We start from the raw sequence: 19,175 nt of genomic DNA, 5'->3' as shown, positions 1-19,175 counted from the left end.
GCCAATCTAGGTGCAACGCAAATTGGCTTGACCAAACGTGATTTTTATTTTCTAATCTGTCTCAGATTGGCCTGACCAACACTGGCGCCGTATATCAAAGAAGGAGACACGCGTGACAGATTTGAGCGCTGAACTGGCCCCGCGCGCGGTGGACGGCTTCGCTTCGAAGGAACCTCCGGAGCTATTGAAACTCAGCGGGCTGGGCAAGCGGTTCCCCGGTGTCGTTGCACTGGAGGACGTGCACTTCGAATTGCGCCGCGGCGAAGTGCACGCGATTTGTGGCGAAAACGGCGCGGGCAAGTCGACCTTGATGAAAATCGTCAGCGGCCAATACCAGCCGGATGCCGGCACGATCGTTTTTCGCGGCATGGAAAGGCGGTTCGCGTCCTCACTCGAGGCACAGGAAGCAGGCATTGCGATCATTCACCAGGAACTGAATCTGGTGCCGCACCTGTCGATTGCGGAAAACATTTACCTGGCACGCGAGCCCAAACGCGGACCGTTCATCGATCGCGCACGACTGAATGGGAACGCCCAGCGCGCGCTCGCCCGCATTGGATTGTCGTTGCCACCCACCAGGCTGGTGGGGACGCTGTCGATCGCCCAGCAACAGATGGTCGAAATCGCCAAGGCTCTCTCGCTCGACGCCCAGGCGCTGATCATGGACGAGCCCACTTCGTCGCTCACGGAATCCGAAACCATGCACCTGTTCCGGATCATCAAGGAGTTGCGCGAGAGTGGGGTCGGCATTGTCTACATCTCTCATCGTCTCGATGAAATGAAGCAGATCGTCGACCGCGTGACGGTGCTGCGCGACGGACACCACATTTCAACGAACGATTTCGCGGCGACCAGCATGGATGAGATCGTCGCGCGGATGGTCGGCCGGGCGCTGAATGATGCGTACCCGCCGCGCCGCTCGGTCCCGACGCAGGAGGTGCTGTTGCGTGTCGACAATCTGTCGCGCGCACCGGCATTTGGGCCGGTTTCGTTTGAACTGAGGCGAGGCGAGATTCTCGGCTTCGCCGGTTTGATGGGCGCAGGCCGGTCCGAAGTGGCACGGGCGATTTTCGGCGCTGACCAGCCGGACGGCGGCGAGATTCATATCGGGAGCGAGCGCGTCTCGATCCGCTCGCCTATCGATGCGATCCGCCACGGTATCGCGTATCTGTCGGAAGACCGCAAGAGCGACGGCCTCGCGCTGAAGATGCCGGTCGCGACCAACATCACGCTGGCAAATATCGCGGCGGTGTCGGGTCGCGCCGGCTTCATCCGCTTCGCCGAAGAAGCGGGCATCGCACGGCGTTACGTCGAAACGCTCGGCATCCGCACGCCGACGGTCCATCAACTCACGCGCAACCTGTCTGGCGGCAATCAGCAGAAGGTTGTCATCGGCAAATGGCTGTTTCGCAAATCGAAGATTCTGTTCTTCGACGAGCCCACGCGTGGGATCGATGTCGGCGCGAAATACGCGATCTACACGCTGATGGATCAGCTCGCCGCGCAGGGCATTGGCGTCGTGCTGATCAGTTCGGAATTGCCTGAAATTCTCGGCATGTCCGATCGCGTCGCGGTATTCCACGAAGGCCGGATCGCCACGATCCTGGAGACGCGCCACACCAATCAGGAAGAAATCATGCACTTCGCATCGGGACGAAACCATGCTTGAAATAACATCCGAACAGACCGCTAGTGTCGACACCAGCGCGAAACTCCGCCGTCGTGACCTGATCCAGAAATTTGCCGCGCTCGGCAGTCTGATCATGCTGGTGGTTGTCTTTTCATTGACCAGCTCCGCTTTCTTCTCGGTCGACAATGGCATGACGGTCGCCTTGCAGGTGACGTCGATTGCCTATCTCGGCGTGGCGGCAACCTGCGTGATCATTACGGGCGGAATCGACCTGTCCGTGGGTTCCGTACTCGCGCTGTCCGGTGTGGTCGCCGCGTTGCTGGTCAAGGCTGGCGTGCCGATTCCTCTCGGCATGCTCGGCGGCGTCGTGGTGGGCGGCCTGTGCGGACTCGTTAATGGCCTGTGCGTCACGCGTATGGGTCTGCCGCCTTTTATCGCCACGCTCGGCATGATGCTGGTCGCGCGTGGTCTCGCGCTTCAGATCACTGGCGCGCGCCCGGTTTCGGGACTTGGTGACGCTTTCGGCGAACTCGGAAATGGCGCGTTGTTCCGCATCTCGCATATCGGGGCAGACGGGTTCCCCGATACGGTATTTCCGGGGATACCATATCCCGTGATCATCATGGTCGTGCTGGCGGTGGCCGTGTCGATCATGCTGACGCGTACCTCGCTTGGCCGCCACATCTACGCAGTCGGATCGAATGCCGAAGCTGCGCGGCTCTCCGGCGTCAATGTCCGACGCGTCACCTTATTTACCTATGTGCTGTCCGGCGTGCTCGCCGGTCTGACGGGTTGCGTGCTGATGTCGCGCCTCGTCACAGCGCAACCAAACGAAGGCGTCATGTACGAGCTCGATGCGATCGCCAGCGCCGTGATTGGCGGGACGTCCCTGATGGGCGGTGTCGGCACGATTTCGGGTACGGCCATTGGTGCGTTCGTCATCGGCGTGCTGCGCAATGGCCTGAACATGAACGGCGTATCGAGTTTCGTCCAGCAAATCATTATCGGACTGGTCATTCTCGGAACGGTCTGGATCGACCAGATCAGAAACCGTCGATAAAGCACATCGAATGATGCTATTCGAGAAGTCCAACAAAGCAGTGCAATCACCAACCCAAGGAGTGAGACATGAGAAAGACATATCTGGCATTGGCCGCCGCAGTTTTGACCGCTGTGATGGCGCATGCGAATGCGGCGGGCGGAGAGATCGCCGTAATCGTCAAGACGGCCAACTCGAATTACTGGCAGAACGTGCAAAAGGGTGCAACGGAGGGCATGAAAGGGCTGAACGGCTACACGATGACGTTTCAGGGACCGGCGACCGAGTCAGCCGTGGCGGACGAGGTCAATATGGTCGAGAACGCGGTGAACCGGCATGTCGCGGCGATCGTGCTCGCGCCGTCCGATCCCGATGCACTGGTCCCGGCAATGAAGAAGGCCTGGGAGGCAAAGATTCCGGTTGTCCTGATCGACTCGCTCGTGTCCGATTCCGGCAAGCAGTATTACCAGTCGTTTCTCTCGACCGATAATGCCAAGGCCGGCGAGTTGTGCGCCAAAGCGATGATTGACCGTGTCGGACAGACAGGGAAAGTCGCTGTGATGTCGTACGTCGCCGGCGCGGGTTCCGAGATTGGCCGCGTGGGCGGGTTCCGGAAGTATCTCGCGCAGCACTCGAAGCTGCAGATTGTCGGACCGTTCTACTCGCAGTCGCAGATGGCGACCGCGCTCAATCAGACGACCGACGTACTGTCGGCCAATCCGGATCTGAAGGGCATCTTCGGTGCGAATGAACCGACTGCTGTGGGGGTGGGGCGCGCGTTGGCGCAGTCCGGGAAAGCCGGCAAGGTCGTCGCGATCGGCTTTGACGGCAACCAGGACCTCCAGGGCTTCGTCAAGGACGGAACCATCCAGGCAATCGCTGTTCAGGGCTCCTATCAGATGGGCTACAAAGGCGTCAAAACGGCGGTGGAGGTCATCGAACACAAGCCGGTTACGAAGCAACTGGATACCGGTGTCGTGATGGTCGACAAGAGCAACATCGATCAGCCGGCCGCGAAGAACGTGTTGTATTGAAGCGCGGCGCGGACGACGCCCGACGGCGTTGTCCGCCCTTGAGGACTGCGCCGTTCAGGACGCGCGGTAAGGCGTTGAACATCCAGAAACGAATCCTTGGAGGCGGAATTTCTGATGAAAGCAGCTGATCTGCGTGATCTGTCGCGTGGGGCAGTGCAACTGAGCGCACTCGGTATGGGCTGTTCGCAACTTGGCGGCCTGTATCGCACGATGCCGCCGGAACAGGCGCGCGCGCTGATGGACGAAGCATGGTCGCTCGGTCTGCGCTATTTCGACACTGCGCCGTACTACGGGTACACGCTGTCGGAGCGCCGCGTGGGCGACGCGCTGTCAGCGCGGCCGCGCAACGAATTCGTGCTGAGTACGAAAGTCGGCAGGCTTCTTCGGCCGGACCCGACTGTTCAATGCGGCGATGACGGCTGGGCCGAGCCGCTTCCTTTCCGGCCGCATTACGACTACACCTTCGATGGCGTCACGAGGTCTTTCGAAGACAGCCAGCAGCGTCTCGGCTTTCCGCAGATCGATCTACTGTATGTGCATGACGTCGGTCGAATGACACATGGGGACGCAAACGTCGAATTCTGGAGACAGCTGACCGAGGGAGGGGGCTTTCGCGCACTCGACACGCTGCGAAGTGCAGGGCAGGTCAAAGTCATCGGTCTTGGCGTGAATGAATGGCAGATTGTGCATGAAGCCATGCAGGAGATACAGCTCGATGTGGCGTTACTCGCGGGCCGTTATACGCTCCTCGAGCAGGATTGTCTGTCGCCGTTTCTCGACGATTGCGTACGGCATGGGAATTCGATCGTGGCCGGCGGTGTGTTCAATTCCGGCGTGCTGGCAGGTAATGGCAAGTTCAATTACGGGGACGCCCCCGCCGCTGTCGTGTCGCGCGTCCACCGGCTGGCTGAGGTTTGCCGCGAATTCGAGGTCCCGTTACCCGCTGCGGCACTGCAGTTTCCGCTTGCGCATCCCGCGGTTGTGTCGCGCGTGGTGGGCGCGCGCAGTGTCGAACAACTCCGGCAGAACGTCACGTGGTTTGAGCAGGTGCTGCCAGCCGGATTGTGGCAGGAGCTGAAGTCGAATGGTCTGATTGCGGACACCGCACCTGTGCCCGAGGGTGTCCAGTGAGCCTGCGCATCGACGCACATCACCATTTCTGGCACCTCGCGGCGCGTGTAGGGCATTGGCCACCTGCCAGTCTCGGAGCGATCTATCGAGACTTTGGGCCGGCCGATTTTGAACCGCTGCTTGAACGATGCGGCATCGACGGAACCGTCCTGGTTCAGTCCTTACCGGACAGCCAGGACACCGGGTTCCTGCTCGAACTGGCGGAGCGTCATTCTTTTATTCGCGGGGTGGTGGGATGGATCAACCTGAAAGCACCGGACGCGCCGCAACAGATCGATGCTTTAGCCCGCCACCCGAAGCTGAAAGCGCTGCGGCCGATGCTGCAGGATCTTGCAGACGACAACTGGATCGACGACCCGGCATTGCGACCGGCGATTACCGCGATGCTCGCAAATGACCTTGCATTTGATGCTCTGGTTGTTCCGCGTCAGCTCCCCGGTTTGGTCGCGTTCGCGAGGCGTTACCCCGGACTTCGGATTGTTATAGATCATATGGCCAAGCCACTGATCGCTATCGGCCAACTGGAGCCGTGGCGAACCGACATGGCGGATCTGGCCAAACTCGCAAACGTACATTGCAAGCTGTCCGGCTTATGGACGGAAGCGCCGCCGGATACCGATATTGCCGCTTTCGAGCCCTACGTAGAAATGCTATTCCGACTGTTCGGCACATATCGTCTTCTGTGGGGAAGTGACTGGCCGGTCCAGCGTCTCGCAACACATTTCGGCGACTACGCCGGTTGGCTTGCCACCTGTGAAGATTACTGTGACCGGTATGCGGGCGATGAGAACAAAGACGCTGTATTCGGTGGCAACGCTTATCGCTTCTACCGGCTCGAAGAATAGGGAGAATGTCATGCAACGCATGGGAATGGTCATCGGTATCGATCCGCAGCACATCGACGAATACAAACGCCTGCATGCGCAGGTGTGGCCGGCAGTGCTCGATCGCCTGAAACGTTCGAATGTCACCCGCTACTCGATTTTCCTGCGGGAGCCAGAGAACCTGTTGTTCGGTTACTGGGAATACGTCGGAACTGACTATGAAAGCGATATGGCCGAGATTGCCAACGACCCGGCAACACAACGCTGGTGGAGCCTGTGCAGTCCGTGCCAGAAACCGTTGCCGAGTCGTGCGTCGTCGGAACACTGGGCACGGATGGAAGAGGTCTTTTACCTCGAATAGTGTTGTCCCGCTATCGCACTCGTTGACCTCGCCATTAAGAGACGAATTAATCGAACTCGCATCGAAACCGCACCATGGTTTCGCGGGTTCTGTACCTGAAAAAGGAAACTTCATGCTCACCGTTATTTGTGAAACTCCCGGCGTACTACGCACTGAGACGCGCTCAAGGCCATTGCGCGACCGCGGCGAAGTGTTGCTACGAGTGCGACGCGTCGGCGTATGCGGCACTGACCTGCACATCTTTACCGGCAATCAGCCATTTCTCGCCTACCCTCGCGTGATGGGACACGAACTGTCGGGGACGGTCGAAGAAGCCGATGCGGATTCCGGCCTCGCCGTCGGCGACCCGGTCTACGTGATGCCCTATCTGTCATGCGGTCAGTGCATTGCCTGCAGGAACGGAAAAACGAACTGCTGCGTGAATATTCAGGTATTGGGCGTGCATCGGGACGGCGCATTGACGGAGTATCTAAGTTTGCCGCGTCAGTTCGTTCACAAGGCTGAAGGAATCACACTCGATCAGGCGGCAATGATCGAGTTTCTCGCCATTGGCGCGCACGCGGTTCGTCGCGCAGACGTTCAGACTGGACAGCGCGTGCTGGTAGTCGGTGCAGGTCCGATCGGTATGGCCGCAATGATCTTTTCACGTCTGCGCGGGGCCACGGTGACGGCACTCGATACACGACTCGATCGTCTGAACTTCTGCGCCGAGAAAATTGAAGTGACGGCTACCGTGCAAATCGGTGATGCCGACGTCGACGCGCTGACGAAACTCACCGACGGCGAATTCTTCGACGTGGTCTTCGATGCGACGGGCAATCCGGCTGCCATGGAGCGCGGCTTCGAGTTTATTGCGCACGGCGGGAAATACGTGCTGATTTCCGTGGTGAGAGACCAGATCACTTTCTCCGATCCGGAGTTCCACAAACGCGAAGCCACCTTGATCGGAAGCCGCAATGCGACAGCGGAAGATTTCGAAACCGTGCTCAGGGCCATGAGTGCCGGTCAGGTGCCCGACGCGGCACTCAACACACACCGGATGAAACTTGCCGATGTACCTACGGAATTTTCGAAACTGCTCGAACCGTCCGCAGGCGTAGTGAAAGCCATCATCGAATGCTGACCCTGACGCATACCGGATATTTGCCATGAGCCAGCCAATTCTCCAGTTCGGCACGAGCCGCTTTCTTCAGGCACATGTCGATCTGTTTGTTTCTGAAGCGATTACGCGGGGTGCCGCGCTCGGCGGCATCACGGTCGTGCAGACCACCAGCAGCGAGTCCAGTCAGAAGCGTATTGCGGCGTTGGCAGCGGGCGGGCGATATCCGGTACGGGTTCGAGGTATGCGCCACGGAGTGCCGGTGGACGAGATGCTGAGCGGCAACGCGGTGCGCGCAGCATGGCACGCCGAGACGCATTGGGCACAAGTGCGAGATGCCATAGCAGAACACGTCGAGGTGATTGTTTCCAATACGGGAGACAGGGGATTCCGGCTTGATGACCGGGATACCGCGACGCTCGTGAACCATCCGGAGTGCGTGCCACATAGCTTTCCGGCCAAGCTGCTGGTGTTGCTTCATGCCCGTTGGGAACGAAATCCTGATGCGCCGCTCTCCCTCTTTCCATGCGAACTCGTTGTCAATAACGGCGATACGCTGCGCGGACTTGTTGTGACTCTCGCGACAAAGTGGCGGCTGCCGGAGCCGTTTACTACCTACCTTCGAACGCGTTGCATATGGGCCAATTCGCTCGTCGACCGCATTGTTTCGCAGGCGATTGAACCGGTAGGCGCGGTGGCCGAACCGTATGCGCTCTGGGCAATTGAGCAGCAGGCGGGGCTGGTTCTACCCTGCACACACGAGAACATCGTTTTGACTGACGATCTGCAGCACTTCGAGCGTCTGAAGCTGTTCCTGCTCAATCTCGGTCATAGCTATCTGGCGGAACGCTGGCTGGAGGACCGCAGGCCGGTTGACGAGACGGTATGTCAGGCAATGAACGACCCCATCCTGCGCGCTAGCCTGGAAACCGTCTGGGCGGAAGATGTACTTCCGACATTTACGGCCTTAGGTCAGCGCGATCAGGCTCTCGCCTATCTCGTCGAGTTACGCGATCGCCTACTCAATCCGTTTCTCGAGCACCGGATCGCGGACATCGCGCAGAATCACACGGAAAAATTGCAGCGGCGTTTTCTGCCGCTCGTGCAACTTGCCGACAAACTCGGCGTGAGTCCTGGACCGCTGCGAATACGCGCGACGCTGGAGCGTGTCGCATCGGTTTAAGAACTGCCTCGGGAAACTTATGAACACGGAATCGGATTCTTTTATTCTCCTGCGCGAACAGGACAATGTCGCGGTCGCACGTCATGCAGTGCCGGCCGGGGTCGAGGTGAATCTCGGGGCGGCGACATTGCGCACGCGTGCGTCGATCCCGTCTGGCCACAAAGTGGCTGTGCGCCCCATTGAAAAGGGCGCTGCCATTCTGAAGTACGGGCGGGTCATCGGTATCGCTATGCACGATATTGAAGCGGGGGAGCATGTTCATACCCAGAACGTCGAGATGAGCGCGGTCGGGAACGAACCCACCAGCGGTACCGCTTATGAAGCGACAGAAGTGAACGGGTCGCCGGCAACGTTTCAGGGATATGTGCGTGCCAATGGAGACGTCGGTACACGAAACTTTATCGGCGTGATCGCGAGCGTAAATTGCTCGGCAACCGTATGCCGGCATATCGCCGAGGCCTTTAAGGACAATGCGCTCAAGGCGTTTCCATCGGTCGACGGGGTCGTGGCTATCACACATGGCAGCGGCTGCGGCATGGCCGGATCTGGCGAGGGTATCGAATTGCTGCGCCGTACCTTGCGCGGGTACGCGAACAATCCCAACTTCGCAGGCGTGGTGCTGGTTGGCCTCGGTTGCGAGGTGAATCAGATCGCACCACTGGTCGATATGCTGGCCGCCAGAGAGGAGGGTTTGATTGCAACGCTGACGATTCAGGAAGAGGGCGGGACGCGTGAAACCATTCAAAGGGGCATCGAGATCGTCGGCGACATGCTGACGCTCGCCGATCGCGCAAACCGCAGTACTGTGTCGGCCGCGCACCTGAAAGTCGGGCTGCAGTGCGGCGGTTCGGACGGGTACTCGGGGATCAGCGCCAATCCCGCACTGGGTTGCGCCGTTGATCTTCTGGTGCGCAATGGAGGAACGGCCATACTTTCCGAAACGCCGGAGATCTATGGTGCGGAGCACCTGCTTACGTCGCGTGCGGCCTCGCCACGGGTGGCGGACAAGCTGTTGGAAAAGCTGCGCTGGTGGGAAGCGTATACGCGCACCCATCACGGTGATATGAACAACAACCCCTCGCCGGGAAATCAGGCCGGAGGGATTACGACCATCCTGGAAAAATCGCTGGGTGCGGTCGCGAAGGGCGGCAGTACCGGTTTGATGGAAGTTTATGGATACGCCGAAGCTGTCGGGCAGCACGGACTGGTTTTCATGGATACCCCTGGCTATGACCCGGTATCGGCGACGGGGCAGGTCGCTGGCGGGGCGAACCTGATCTGTTTCACCACGGGCCGTGGGTCAGTGTACGGGTGCAAACCGACGCCCTCGCTGAAGCTCGCCACGAACACCCGGATGTTCGAGCAGATGAGTGCGGATATGGATTTCAACTGTGGAGCGATCGTTGACGGAACGCTTGGCATTGCTCAGGCTGGAGCTCAGATATTCGAGTTGATGCTGGACACGGCATCAGGAAGAAAAACCTGTAGCGAGCAGCATGGCATGGGAGACAGCGAGTTTGTTCCGTGGCAACTCGGCTCGGTGATGTGAAAGCAGGCGAGTTTCCCGGAGATGTGAAATTTACGGTTCGTGGATCGATACCGTTTTTAGACAGAGGTGTCACATGCCCATGACCCGATCTCCCGACAGCCTGATCGTGACAGAGGCTGACTACACGTTGCTGGTGGATGCGTTGTCGTCGCTTTTGAGAGAACGGTCTTCTGCGCTGCAAATTGCTACTGAAGTCGCGAAAAAAAGAGGACTTGCGGCGCCGAACGTGTGGGACTTCGGACTCCCCGACATCCTGCGTCTGCGTCGCGTGTGGGAAGTAGCCAGTCGGACTTCCACCTGATTTCACGTTCGGCCCGCCGGCGTCAGGATAGTTATCGTGCCTTCCAGCGGAGGAACAGCGACGCATAGCCTCAATTGGCGTTCTGTTTTCCTCCAGCCCCGGTGTGATGGCGGAGCGGGAAGGGCAGAACGCGTCCCCGTCGACGGGTTGGCCGACGAGACGTCTCTCTCGTCGAGCGCAAACAGACCTTCCCCCATTTGCTGGAGAGTGGAGCAGCCCTGCTGAAAATCGACCTGCGTATGCCGACTTCGAACTCTCGATATACTCAAAAATGTACTCAGCTGCACTCGGCTTGCTTGGTTCCGGGGCGCACAGGTTTGAATAAAAAGACCCGCAAATTCAAAGATCGTCGACCTCGGCGGCGCACACTGCTGCCCATCCGAAGTCGCGCGCCGACGGTGCCGCGGCACTGCCGGGCGACCTCGGCGGCGATGGCCGGATGGTCAGCGTGTCGTCCGGTCCTTCCATCGACCACTTTGCGATTTGCCGTGGATAGTGCTCCTCGACGAACGCCGGATTCCACGCATGCATCATCGATGCCGTCCAGAAATCGGTCCATGGCGCACCGTTCGGCGGAGTGATCACTCTGCGCTCCTTCTCCAGGATCATCATGTTGAAGTGACCCGTACCGTCCAGTACACCGAAGTCGGACCAGAAGCGGCGCGACAAGACTGCAGCGAAGCGCTTCTTCAAACGCGTACTCACCTCATGTGGCGAAGTGCCACGCAAGATCGTCACCGATCAGTTGCGCAGTTATCTGGCAGCCAAAGCGGAGATCCCCGAATTGGCAAACGTCAGGCACGTGTTCGTCAAAGCCAGCGCTCGGGTCAACAACCGAGCCGAGAATAGCCACCAGCCTACCCGAGAACGCGAGCAGCACATGCGGGGCTTCCGTGCTCCTGACCGCACGCAGGCTTTCCTCTCGAACTTTGGTCCGATCCGACAACATTTCGCCCTGAAACGGCACCTCCTGCGCGCTTCGCTTTATCGCAAACACCTTGCCGCCGCTCGCTTCACGGCCTGGCGCGACTTCACCGAAGTGGCCCAAAATCCGTCAACCGCCTTCTGAGCCATGCCCGCCTCTGCCAACAGTTTGCCTCACGACCGGTAAGTGACAGCGCCCGTCAAATCGCTGACTACAAATCCGTCAATTGAAGGAGGTCAACCTCACAGATCTCGAACGATCACAGTCTGCGGGGTCGCCAACGTAATGGCCGCCGCACGCAACCGCTTGAGAATGTCGAACAGCAGGTCGCTCTTCGTATCGGCTGTTATCCTGGGGCTGCGAACATAGCCGGTGACACTCAATGTGATGCCGTCGGCGGCGAGCTGACTGAACATGACCGACGGTACCGGATGATCAAGTATCGACGGGTGCGCTTCGTACGCCGCGAGCAGCAGATCGCGCACCCGTTCGGGATCGATGTTCAACGGGAAGGTGAGCGTGAGGGTCGTGACGCCTTGGGTCCGGTTTCCCATCGTCACGTTGCGCAGGTTCTGCGAGATGAGGTGGGAGTTGGGAACGATGACCGTGGACCGATCGGCGAGCTGGATTTCGGTTGCGCGAGCGTTGATGCGACGGATGTCGCCCTCGACGCCGGAAATACTCACCATATCGCCGACCTTGACCGGGCGCTCGGTCAGCAGGATCAGACCGGAGATAAAATTCTTGACGATTTCCTGAAGCCCGAAGCCGATGCCAACCGACAGCGCGCTGACGATCCATGCGAGGCTATCCCACCGCACACCCAGTATCGACAGCGTCAGCAGCGTGATAAGCACGCGGCCCGTGTTGACGAATAGCGCGAGGAGCGTGGCTCGCATGCCGACGCTCATACCGGTTTTGGGCAGGAACTCGTGATCCAGCCATTTGCGCACGGACCGAAGCAGGTACAGGCCAACACCCAGTGCGAGGAGCGCGTTGAGGATGTGATCCGGAACGATGTTCAGCCCGCGCAGCCGGTTGCCGCCGAAAATTTCGAGGATGCTGCTGGCCAGGTCTGCTGGAGTCGTGCCGAAGCCGCCGGTCAGCAGCGCGATGACCGTGATCGCCAGCAGCAGGCTGCGGCCCACCGCGGACATCACCGTCGAAGCCTGTTCGAGGTGGATGTCGTCCAGCCCTAATAGCTGCTTGATGGTTTTGCCGCTGGCATGGTGCGCCGAGAAGAGGTTTTCGCAGACGTCCTGGGTAAGCCTGCTCAGCAGGTAGAAGCTGCACAGGACGAGGTCAAACCAGACGAGTTCATAGGTCAGGAATCGTGCAACCGAAATGTAGCCGGTCAGCAGCGAAAACAGCGAGCCCACGACGGCAATGATGACACCGGCGTGGATCAACCCGGCGACGGTCGAACGGGCCTCCGGCGGTTCTCCTGCGGCGGCCAGCGCATTATGCACGCGGTCTGCGCGCAGCAGAGCGGCGCCGATGGTCAGTGCGACCACCAGCGAGACCACTCCGCGTCCGAGCAGAGTCATCTGCAGACTGGTATCGACTGTTCTGTTGAACTGCTCCACCGTGCCGGAGAGCATGAGCAGGGCGGCAAGTATCCGGGGGAATGGCTGGATGGCGCGCGCCACCGGATCGGCTATGACCATCAGGCGCCACGAGGGTCGGTCACTGCACAGCAGCGCCCGGCCCAGTCCCGCGATCATTGCGCAGGTCAGGGCAAGCGTAATCAGTTCGCTGGCGAAATCCTGCAGGCTGGCGTTTAGTGGCTGCTGATGAGTCAGGGCAAGATAGATGAGCCGGACTGCGCATGCAGCGGACGCCACACTGGTGAGCGTGGTCGACAGCGCGATAGCGCTGCGTCGCAAACGGCCCCCGGGAAGACGGTGCAGGCAGAACCATACCAGTGCCCGTTCGAGCAGATGGGCGCCTGCTGTCCATGTTCCGAGCGCGAGCAGCAGCATGAGTACGATCGTGAGTCGCTCGCCCGGTTGCCACGCCGACTGCAGTTGACCGGTAATCAGCGAATTGAATACCTTCAGCCGTTCAAGGTCTGTCGGTTCGGTATGTAACAGCGGTGCCCAGAACGGAGCGCCCAGAATGCTTCCGGAGCGAAAGGCGAGCTGGTTCTTCAGATGGTCATGCTGCAGCCGGCCAATCTGGGTAGTCAGGTTCGGCAGGTTCTCCCTGATGTTTTCCGCCTGCCTGAATTCGGCGTCAAGCTGCGCCCGCTGTGCCGCAATAGCGAGGCGCTGCTCGGCGACCGCCGGTGTTTCGACGGTGGTGCCCGCAGCCGGCGTAGGACCGAGCACGTCAAGCTGGGCCTGTAATTTCGCGCGCCCGGGCACCAATGACGTGGCCAGGAGGTTGTCCACCCGAGCTGAAAGCTGCTGGATTGCTGTCTGCAGCTCGACGAATTGCGCGTCGCTTGTCGCCGTCGATGCCCGCTGCTTGATCTGGTCCTGTTGACCCTGCAGTTCCCCCAGAGTTGTCAGGGTCTCAGTGTCGTCGCCAGGCGATGCCAGAGGCGCAATTGCGATGGATTCCGACGGAGTGGCTGCCCAGACTGCCGGGGGAATCAGACTGAATAACGCCAGCAGGGCGAGACGAAAGACGAAGTCCGGTACTTTGCGCATGATGGTGCACCCGGCAAGGGCATGTAATTGCGTATGGGGTGTGATGGCTCAGGCCTGTGGCGTGCAGCCACGCTGTCGCGACTGCGCCCAGCCTCGCGCATCCTCCGCAATGCGGCCGGCCAGGCTGGCAATGGCGAGTTGCTGCGCGCGCACCAGGTCCGCGTAGCCACCCGGCGCCGCCTCCTGCAACTGCGTATGGCAGGTCAGGCGGACACCGTTGGGGTCTTGCGCGAAAATGAGGCTCCAGTCAGCCTCGAGCTGCACTGCGTGCCCCGGCCAGGCGTCGAGGCGCCGGATCTGCAGCCTGATGCCCAGCACCGGTTGATTGATCGGCCGGGTGAGACCGGCCACGTCCTGGGTGCCCAGGCGGCGCACCAGCTGGGTGGATAGCGCGGCGCGCAGTTGATCGCCCAGCGGTGCGACCCAGCGCTCGTCGTCGAGCACGGCAACGCCGCTGTCGCCCTGCCGTATGACCATCGCCTGCTGGTCGAGCTCGGCGGGAACGCCCACTGGCAGCACGTCGATCGCGAACGGCGCGGCTGGCTGGGCCGAAGCGGGCTGTGCTGCCGGGGAAACCAGCGTGTAGTAGTGCACCGGCGCGGACGCGCAGGCGCTCAGGGCCAGCGCGACGGTGAGCGTGACTGAGCGCAGGCTGGCGCGGGCTGAAAAACTCATTGTTTCGACTCCTGTGAAGCAGAGGGGCTGGCCGCGGTTACCGGGGCCACGGCGGACTGATCGGCTGCATGGCCGCGCAGCAGCGCTTCCGGATGGCGGCCGAGCAGATCAGTGAGCGTGCGCAGCGAGCGGGCAGTGCGCTGCACTTCCTGCAGCGTCTGGCCCAGGTTTGCCTGGAGCGGCCCGTCTTCGGCCAGCATGCCCTGCGCGGCGCCGAAGGTCTGGCGAGCCTGCTGCAGGGTCTGCGTGGTCGCCGGCAGCACCTGGCCGTTGATCTGCTTCAGGGTGCTGTCCAGGTCCGCCAGACCCGTGTCGAGATGGCGTGCGATCGAGTCGAGCGGCATTTTATCAATCTTGCCGACGATGCTCGCCACCTGTTCCTGCAACTGGTCGAACCCGCCGCTCGCGGTCGGCAGCGTAAGCGGTCGCGCATCGGCGTCGTATGAGACCTTCGGGGCGTTCGGTACGAAGTCGAGCGAAATATAGAGCTGTCCGGTCAGCAAATTGCCGGAGCGCGCCTGTCCGCGCAGGCCGTGCGCGACCATGGTGGACAGGAATTGCGCTACCTTTTCGATATCGCCATTTATTCTGGGCAGCTTGTCGAGCACCGGTCCGAGCCGCTGCGGATACACCTCGATGCCGACGATCATCGGGAAACGCTGCGTGGCCGGGTCGTAGTCGAGTTTCATGGAAACCACGCGCCCGAAGTTGATTCCCGAAAACACCACGGGAGCACCCATAGACAGGCCGCGCAGCGACTGTGCGAAGCGCAACTCGATGTACTGGGCCGGACCGTCTGGCGGCGCCATCGCCGTCTCTTCATCTTTCGCCAGATTGAACCGACTGCCGCCTGGGCTGGCGGTCGTGCTACCGACGGGCGTGGCGAACGCAATTCCGCCGCCAACGATCGCGGCCACGGATTGCGTCTTGAGCTTGAAACCGTCGGCGCCCAGCGAGAGGTCGACCCCGCTCGCATTCCAGAAGCGGGTATCTGCAGTGACAAACCGGTCATACGGTGCATCGACGAAGATCTGCACGCTGACGCCGTGGCCATCGGCGTCGAGCCTATACGACGCGACGCGGCCGACCTGAATGCGCCGGTAGTAAACGGGCGAGCCGACGTCGAGCGAACCGAGGTCGTCCGCATGAATCGTGAAACTTGTTCCCGGCGTTCCACTGATGACGGCGGGAGGCGTTTCCAGCCCCGTGAACGCTGTGTGCGCGACCTCCGAAGTGCCGGTGTCTACACCGATATAGGCGCCGGACAGCAGCGTGTCCATACCCGAGACACCCGTCATGCCCAAACGAGGCCGGACGACCCAGAAGCGGCTGTTTGCGCGCGCCAGGCTCCGCGCGCTCCTGGCAAGCGAAACAGAGGCGACCACGTGTGAGCCATCGTCGCTGAGCGCGACCGTAGATACGGTTCCGACCGTCACGTCCTTGTATTTAACAGGGGTCTTGCCGGCCTCCAGCCCCGCAGCGGTCCTGAACGAGATGGCGATTTCCGGGCCAGCCGAGAGCCACGCGTGGATCACCATCGACAGCCCGATCAGCGCGGCGATGAGTGGAACAAGCCAGACCAGGGATAGCCGCCATCGGCTACGGGTGACGACAGGATCGCGGGGTTCGGCTAGCGGTTCGTTTGTTAGGGGATTCATGTTTCCTCAGCGTCCCATATGAGTCGGGGGTCGAAATTGATGGCGCAGAGCATGGTGAGGATCACCGCGAGGCCGAAGAAAAGGATGCCGATGCGCGGCTCGCTGTCGGACAGCGCGTGGAAGCGGACCAGCGCGCAGACGAACGCCACGACCATCACATCGAGCATCGACCAGTAGCCGACCACCTCGACGAGCCGATAGAGGCGGGCACGCTCGCGCATCGCCCAGCGACTGCGCCGCTGGGTGGTCGCGAGCAGCAGGCCGAGAACCAGGAACTTGGTGCACGGCACCGCCACGCTCGCGACGAAGATCACGGACGCAATGCCCCAGGATCCTGCTTTCCAGAACTCGACAATGCCGTGCAGGATTGTGCTGTCGCTCACGCGTCCAAGAAGGCTCGCGTGCATCACCGGGAGCACGTTGGCAGGGATATAGCAAATCACGGCAGCGATCAGGAACGCCCACGCGCGTGCGATGCTGTCCGGGCGCCGCCGATGCAGGGCTTGTCCGCAGCGCGGGCATTGGCAGTCTCCGCTCAGGCGCGGCGCATGCGCGCAAACCAGTCCGCATCCATGGCAGGCAACCAGGCCGAGTTGTCCCGCGCCAGGAGGTGGCCTCATGCCGCCTTCTGCCGGGCCGCCCCCAAGGGAGGCAGCCGCCCCTTGGGAGGGCTGCGATCGAATGTGATCGTTGGGGCCGTCGTTCATGCTGTCTCCGCGTCGGTCCATTCCCACAGCAAGTAGACATCGCGGCTGGCGATCATTGTGATCAGCACCATGAGCGTTGCCGTGGCCCAGATGCCGGGGCCGGCAGCCACCTGCACGAAGCTGGAAAGTTTGATGACGGCTACGAGCATGCCAAGTACGCCGACCTCGACGATGCTCCACGGGCGCAGCATCGCAAGCAGCCTCATGCTCCATGCGAAACCCGGCGCTCGTCGTGCGGCGCGGGCAAATGCCAGCACCCAGCCGAGCAGCGCGATCTGGAGAAGCGGCACCACGACGATCATCGCCGCAGTGGCGACCGCAATCGGTGCAACCGCGCCGTGCGCCAGCGCTGCCGCGGACTGCCAGAGCGTCGTCTCGCTGTGCAGGCCCTGCAGGGAGATTCGAATCACCGGGCAGACGTTGGCGATCACGAAGACGATGGCTGCGGCGACGGTTAGCGCGAGCCACCGATCGACATCGAGCTGGCTCGCGCGATACAGGACGGCCGAACATTGTGCGCAGCGCGCCACCTCGCGCGGGGCCAGCGCGCGGCGGCGGTACACGCTGTCACAATGCTCGCAGACGACGAGAGTAGGGAAGGTTTGCATGAGCATCCAGCAATCAGGACGGCCTGCCACTGCCGGCGGCCACCGTCTTCGGCCGCTGTTGCGCGTCGCCTACCTGAGCAGCGCGCGCGTCGAAGTACGACGTCGCATAGTCGATGAACGCCCGGACCTTCGCCGTCATCAGGCTCCGGTCCCGATATGCGAGCCTGAGTTCGGCGTCCCCGCTTATGGGTTCGAAGTCGGGCAGCAGCTGTACCAGCCGGCCGTCGTCCAGCTCCTTGCCGACCATCGTCAGCGGCAACACGCCGAGACCAGCACCGCTCATCACCAGTTCCTTGTTCAACGCGGCGTTGTTGGTCGACACGTCGTGTTCGAGTGGCACGGCAATCTGTTCGCCACCGCGCCGGAACCGCAGTTGTGGTTCGCTGATCGAGGCGAGGATTGTGATGAAGCGGAATGCGGCGAGATCGTTGGGCCTTTGCGGCAGCGGACGCCCCCGCAGATAGCTGGGCGAGCCCACCACGGCGAGGGGCAGGCGGCACAACGAACGGGTGATCGTGAGTTCACTCGTGAGCATGAACGGCAGAACGATGCCGAGATCGAAGGCTTCCTTGATCAGATCGACTGGCCGTTCCGCCAGCGTCAATTCGAGCTGCACGGCTGGGTACCGGGCACGGAACCCGGCGATCAGCGGTGGCAGCTCTATCAGCGCCGCGGTGGTGTGGGCGACGAGCCGCAGTACGCCCGCAGGCTCCCGTGCGCGCTCCCCGGTACCGGCCTCGAGCACGTCCAGTTCAGCAACCACGCGCGAGCAGCCGCCGTAAAACTCTTCCCCGGATTCAGTGAGTGCGAGGTGTCGGGTCGTGCGCTGAAAAAGACGCACGCCGAGCCTGGTTTCGAGCCCCGTTATCGCGCGCGAGACGACTGTCTTTGAGATGCCCAATGCATTCGCGGCGTGCGTGAAGCTCTGCATTTCGACGACGGTACAAAAGGTTCGCAGCGTTTCGAGATGGTCCATAAGTGTTCGCAATCCAGAGTCAAATCAAAATTCAAAACCATACGGTTCAGTATAGTGAAACATACTGTTGCCGTCAACGTAAATAAACCAAACAGTTCAGTTATGATAGAGTTCAAACCGTAAATGGAAGATCAGTCAGGTGCGTTGCCGCCGGCGGCGTCGTCGATCGATCTCATAAACAAAAGGAGAGCCCGGGATGAGGGGGAAAACGGAAGCAAAGCGGCAGGCGATTGTTGACGCCGCGTTTGAGGTGTTCAGTGAGGTGGGGTTCGAGCACGCGTCGATGTCCGAGATCGCGGCACGGGCAGGAGGGTCGAAAGCCACGCTCTACAGCTATTTCGAGTCGAAGGAAGAGATGTTCACTGAGTTCATGACCGCGGCCGCGCAGGAGGAAGTCCGGGAGGGGTTCGAACTGCTCAAGACCTCCACGCCGGTTCGCGATGCACTGGTGAGCTTCGGCACGCACTATCTGGTTGCGGTGCTGAAACCGCAACTGCTCGCGATACGCCGTCTCGCGCATCGCGAAGGCGGCCGGTCGAATGTCGGCGCCCTGTTTTATGAGCGCGGGCCGAAGCTCGGCTGGCAAACGGTGGCTGTCTTCCTGCAGCAATTGATTGACGCCGGGCAGTTGCGCAGCTGTAACGCAGCCATCGCGACAGCGCATCTGCGCACGCTGTATGAAGCGGAGTTGATGGAGCTCTGCCTTTTTGGCGTGCCGGCCGATACCAGCCCCCGCAACATCGCGAAGGTCGTCCAGAGAGCGGTCGACGTGTTCATGGCCGCGTACGGGTCGACGGACGCCGCACAAACCACGCACTGAT

The 19,175-nt window shown here is 61.1% G+C and carries 18 protein-coding genes and 1 pseudogene; 12 read left to right on the top strand and 7 right to left on the bottom strand.

All coding sequences use genetic code 11. From position 1 onward, the window contains the following. Positions 1-121 precede the first annotated feature (121 nt). The 10 genes from B0G76_RS13405 to B0G76_RS13360 all read left to right on the top strand — a co-directional run bounded on the left by B0G76_RS13405 (position 122) and on the right by B0G76_RS13360 (position 10,151). Positions 122-1,669: a sugar ABC transporter ATP-binding protein gene (locus B0G76_RS13405; RefSeq protein WP_259460829.1), complete on the top strand. Its 1,548-nt coding sequence runs from the start codon at positions 122-124 to the stop codon at positions 1,667-1,669. After that, on the top strand, positions 1,662-2,690 hold the full coding sequence (locus B0G76_RS13400) for an ABC transporter permease (RefSeq protein ID WP_120292786.1): 1,029 nt from the start codon (positions 1,662-1,664) through the stop codon (positions 2,688-2,690). Before B0G76_RS13405 ends, B0G76_RS13400 begins: the two co-directional genes overlap by 8 nt. Before the next feature lie 68 nt (positions 2,691-2,758). Further along, the gene (locus B0G76_RS13395) at positions 2,759-3,703 is read left to right on the top strand and encodes an ABC transporter substrate-binding protein (RefSeq protein WP_120292784.1); all 945 of its coding nucleotides are present in this window, start codon (positions 2,759-2,761) and stop codon (positions 3,701-3,703) included. Between the two features lie 114 nt (positions 3,704-3,817). Then, positions 3,818-4,834 (top strand): aldo/keto reductase, encoded by a 1,017-nt coding sequence (locus tag B0G76_RS13390; RefSeq protein WP_120296361.1) that lies wholly within the window; start codon positions 3,818-3,820, stop codon positions 4,832-4,834. Next, the gene (locus B0G76_RS13385) at positions 4,831-5,679 is read left to right on the top strand and encodes an amidohydrolase (protein WP_183082043.1); all 849 of its coding nucleotides are present in this window, start codon (positions 4,831-4,833) and stop codon (positions 5,677-5,679) included. Before B0G76_RS13390 ends, B0G76_RS13385 begins: the two co-directional genes overlap by 4 nt. Before the next feature lie 10 nt (positions 5,680-5,689). Continuing rightward, positions 5,690-6,019 (top strand): L-rhamnose mutarotase, encoded by a 330-nt coding sequence (locus B0G76_RS13380; RefSeq protein ID WP_120292782.1) that lies wholly within the window; start codon positions 5,690-5,692, stop codon positions 6,017-6,019. A 112-nt stretch (positions 6,020-6,131) separates the two neighbouring features. Beyond that, positions 6,132-7,142 (top strand): zinc-binding alcohol dehydrogenase family protein, encoded by a 1,011-nt coding sequence (locus B0G76_RS13375; RefSeq protein ID WP_120292780.1) that lies wholly within the window; start codon positions 6,132-6,134, stop codon positions 7,140-7,142. A 25-nt stretch (positions 7,143-7,167) separates the two neighbouring features. Next, a complete protein-coding gene (locus B0G76_RS13370; RefSeq protein ID WP_120292779.1) occupies positions 7,168-8,301 on the top strand; it encodes a mannitol dehydrogenase family protein in 1,134 nt (377 codons plus the stop codon). 19 nt (positions 8,302-8,320) lie between these two features. Continuing rightward, positions 8,321-9,850 carry a UxaA family hydrolase gene (locus B0G76_RS13365; protein ID WP_120292777.1) on the top strand — a complete coding sequence of 510 codons (1,530 nt, stop codon included), beginning with the start codon at positions 8,321-8,323 and terminating at the stop codon, positions 9,848-9,850. 79 nt (positions 9,851-9,929) lie between these two features. Continuing rightward, positions 9,930-10,151, top strand: coding sequence for a hypothetical protein (locus B0G76_RS13360; protein WP_120296359.1), 222 nt, complete (start codon positions 9,930-9,932; stop codon positions 10,149-10,151). Positions 10,152-10,490: 339 nt separating this feature from the next. Here B0G76_RS13360 and B0G76_RS13355 read toward each other — a convergent pair whose 3' ends face one another. Next, a complete protein-coding gene (locus B0G76_RS13355) occupies positions 10,491-10,760 on the bottom strand; it encodes a hypothetical protein (RefSeq protein WP_259460828.1) in 270 nt (89 codons plus the stop codon). Positions 10,761-10,803: 43 nt separating this feature from the next. Here B0G76_RS13355 and B0G76_RS13350 point away from each other — a divergent pair. Continuing rightward, positions 10,804-11,220 (top strand): annotated as a pseudogene (locus B0G76_RS13350) (DDE-type integrase/transposase/recombinase); the annotation flags it as partial. 98 nt (positions 11,221-11,318) lie between these two features. Here the strand turns inward: B0G76_RS13350 and B0G76_RS13345 are convergent. The 6 genes from B0G76_RS13345 to B0G76_RS13320 form a co-directional block, all read right to left on the bottom strand. Beyond that, on the bottom strand, positions 11,319-13,730 hold the full coding sequence (locus B0G76_RS13345; protein ID WP_120292773.1) for a DUF3772 domain-containing protein: 2,412 nt from the start codon (positions 13,728-13,730) through the stop codon (positions 11,319-11,321). Positions 13,731-13,778: 48 nt separating this feature from the next. Next, positions 13,779-14,405, bottom strand: a complete 627-nt coding sequence (locus B0G76_RS13340) for a membrane integrity-associated transporter subunit PqiC (RefSeq protein ID WP_120292771.1) — start codon at positions 14,403-14,405, stop codon at positions 13,779-13,781. After that, positions 14,402-16,063, bottom strand: a complete 1,662-nt coding sequence (locus B0G76_RS13335; RefSeq protein WP_120292769.1) for an intermembrane transport protein PqiB — start codon at positions 16,061-16,063, stop codon at positions 14,402-14,404. Before B0G76_RS13335 ends, B0G76_RS13340 begins: the two co-directional genes overlap by 4 nt. Next, positions 16,060-16,683: a paraquat-inducible protein A gene (locus tag B0G76_RS13330; protein WP_120296358.1), complete on the bottom strand. Its 624-nt coding sequence runs from the start codon at positions 16,681-16,683 to the stop codon at positions 16,060-16,062. Before B0G76_RS13330 ends, B0G76_RS13335 begins: the two co-directional genes overlap by 4 nt. Before the next feature lie 83 nt (positions 16,684-16,766). After that, on the bottom strand, positions 16,767-17,378 hold the full coding sequence (locus tag B0G76_RS13325; protein WP_120296357.1) for a paraquat-inducible protein A: 612 nt from the start codon (positions 17,376-17,378) through the stop codon (positions 16,767-16,769). A gap of 13 nt (positions 17,379-17,391) precedes the next feature. Next, positions 17,392-18,354: a LysR family transcriptional regulator gene (locus tag B0G76_RS13320; protein WP_120292767.1), complete on the bottom strand. Its 963-nt coding sequence runs from the start codon at positions 18,352-18,354 to the stop codon at positions 17,392-17,394. Positions 18,355-18,550: 196 nt separating this feature from the next. Here B0G76_RS13320 and B0G76_RS13315 point away from each other — a divergent pair, with 196 nt between their 5' ends. Beyond that, positions 18,551-19,174 carry a TetR/AcrR family transcriptional regulator gene (locus B0G76_RS13315; RefSeq protein WP_120292765.1) on the top strand — a complete coding sequence of 208 codons (624 nt, stop codon included), beginning with the start codon at positions 18,551-18,553 and terminating at the stop codon, positions 19,172-19,174. The last annotated feature ends 1 nt before the right edge of the window (position 19,175 follow it).

This window comes from Paraburkholderia sp. BL23I1N1, assembly GCF_003610295.1.
Classification (GTDB): Bacteria; Pseudomonadota; Gammaproteobacteria; order Burkholderiales; family Burkholderiaceae; genus Paraburkholderia.
Note: the sequence above shows the minus strand (reverse complement) of the source record. Positions and strands in the feature narration are given on the sequence as shown.

Coding starts and splice junctions, on each gene's coding strand:
- B0G76_RS13400 (WP_120292786.1), top strand. CDS start 1,662: ATGCTTGAAATAACATCCGAACAGACCGCTAGTGTCGACACCAGCGCG.
- B0G76_RS13395 (WP_120292784.1), top strand. CDS start 2,759: ATGAGAAAGACATATCTGGCATTGGCCGCCGCAGTTTTGACCGCTGTG.
- B0G76_RS13390 (WP_120296361.1), top strand. CDS start 3,818: ATGAAAGCAGCTGATCTGCGTGATCTGTCGCGTGGGGCAGTGCAACTG.
- B0G76_RS13380 (WP_120292782.1), top strand. CDS start 5,690: ATGCAACGCATGGGAATGGTCATCGGTATCGATCCGCAGCACATCGAC.
- B0G76_RS13375 (WP_120292780.1), top strand. CDS start 6,132: ATGCTCACCGTTATTTGTGAAACTCCCGGCGTACTACGCACTGAGACG.
- B0G76_RS13370 (WP_120292779.1), top strand. CDS start 7,168: ATGAGCCAGCCAATTCTCCAGTTCGGCACGAGCCGCTTTCTTCAGGCA.
- B0G76_RS13365 (WP_120292777.1), top strand. CDS start 8,321: ATGAACACGGAATCGGATTCTTTTATTCTCCTGCGCGAACAGGACAAT.
- B0G76_RS13360 (WP_120296359.1), top strand. CDS start 9,930: ATGACCCGATCTCCCGACAGCCTGATCGTGACAGAGGCTGACTACACG.
- B0G76_RS13355 (WP_259460828.1), bottom strand. CDS start 10,760: ATGATCCTGGAGAAGGAGCGCAGAGTGATCACTCCGCCGAACGGTGCG.
- B0G76_RS13345 (WP_120292773.1), bottom strand. CDS start 13,730: ATGCGCAAAGTACCGGACTTCGTCTTTCGTCTCGCCCTGCTGGCGTTA.
- B0G76_RS13340 (WP_120292771.1), bottom strand. CDS start 14,405: ATGAGTTTTTCAGCCCGCGCCAGCCTGCGCTCAGTCACGCTCACCGTC.
- B0G76_RS13335 (WP_120292769.1), bottom strand. CDS start 16,063: ATGAATCCCCTAACAAACGAACCGCTAGCCGAACCCCGCGATCCTGTC.
- B0G76_RS13330 (WP_120296358.1), bottom strand. CDS start 16,683: ATGAGGCCACCTCCTGGCGCGGGACAACTCGGCCTGGTTGCCTGCCAT.
- B0G76_RS13325 (WP_120296357.1), bottom strand. CDS start 17,378: ATGCAAACCTTCCCTACTCTCGTCGTCTGCGAGCATTGTGACAGCGTG.
- B0G76_RS13320 (WP_120292767.1), bottom strand. CDS start 18,354: ATGGACCATCTCGAAACGCTGCGAACCTTTTGTACCGTCGTCGAAATG.
- B0G76_RS13315 (WP_120292765.1), top strand. CDS start 18,551: ATGAGGGGGAAAACGGAAGCAAAGCGGCAGGCGATTGTTGACGCCGCG.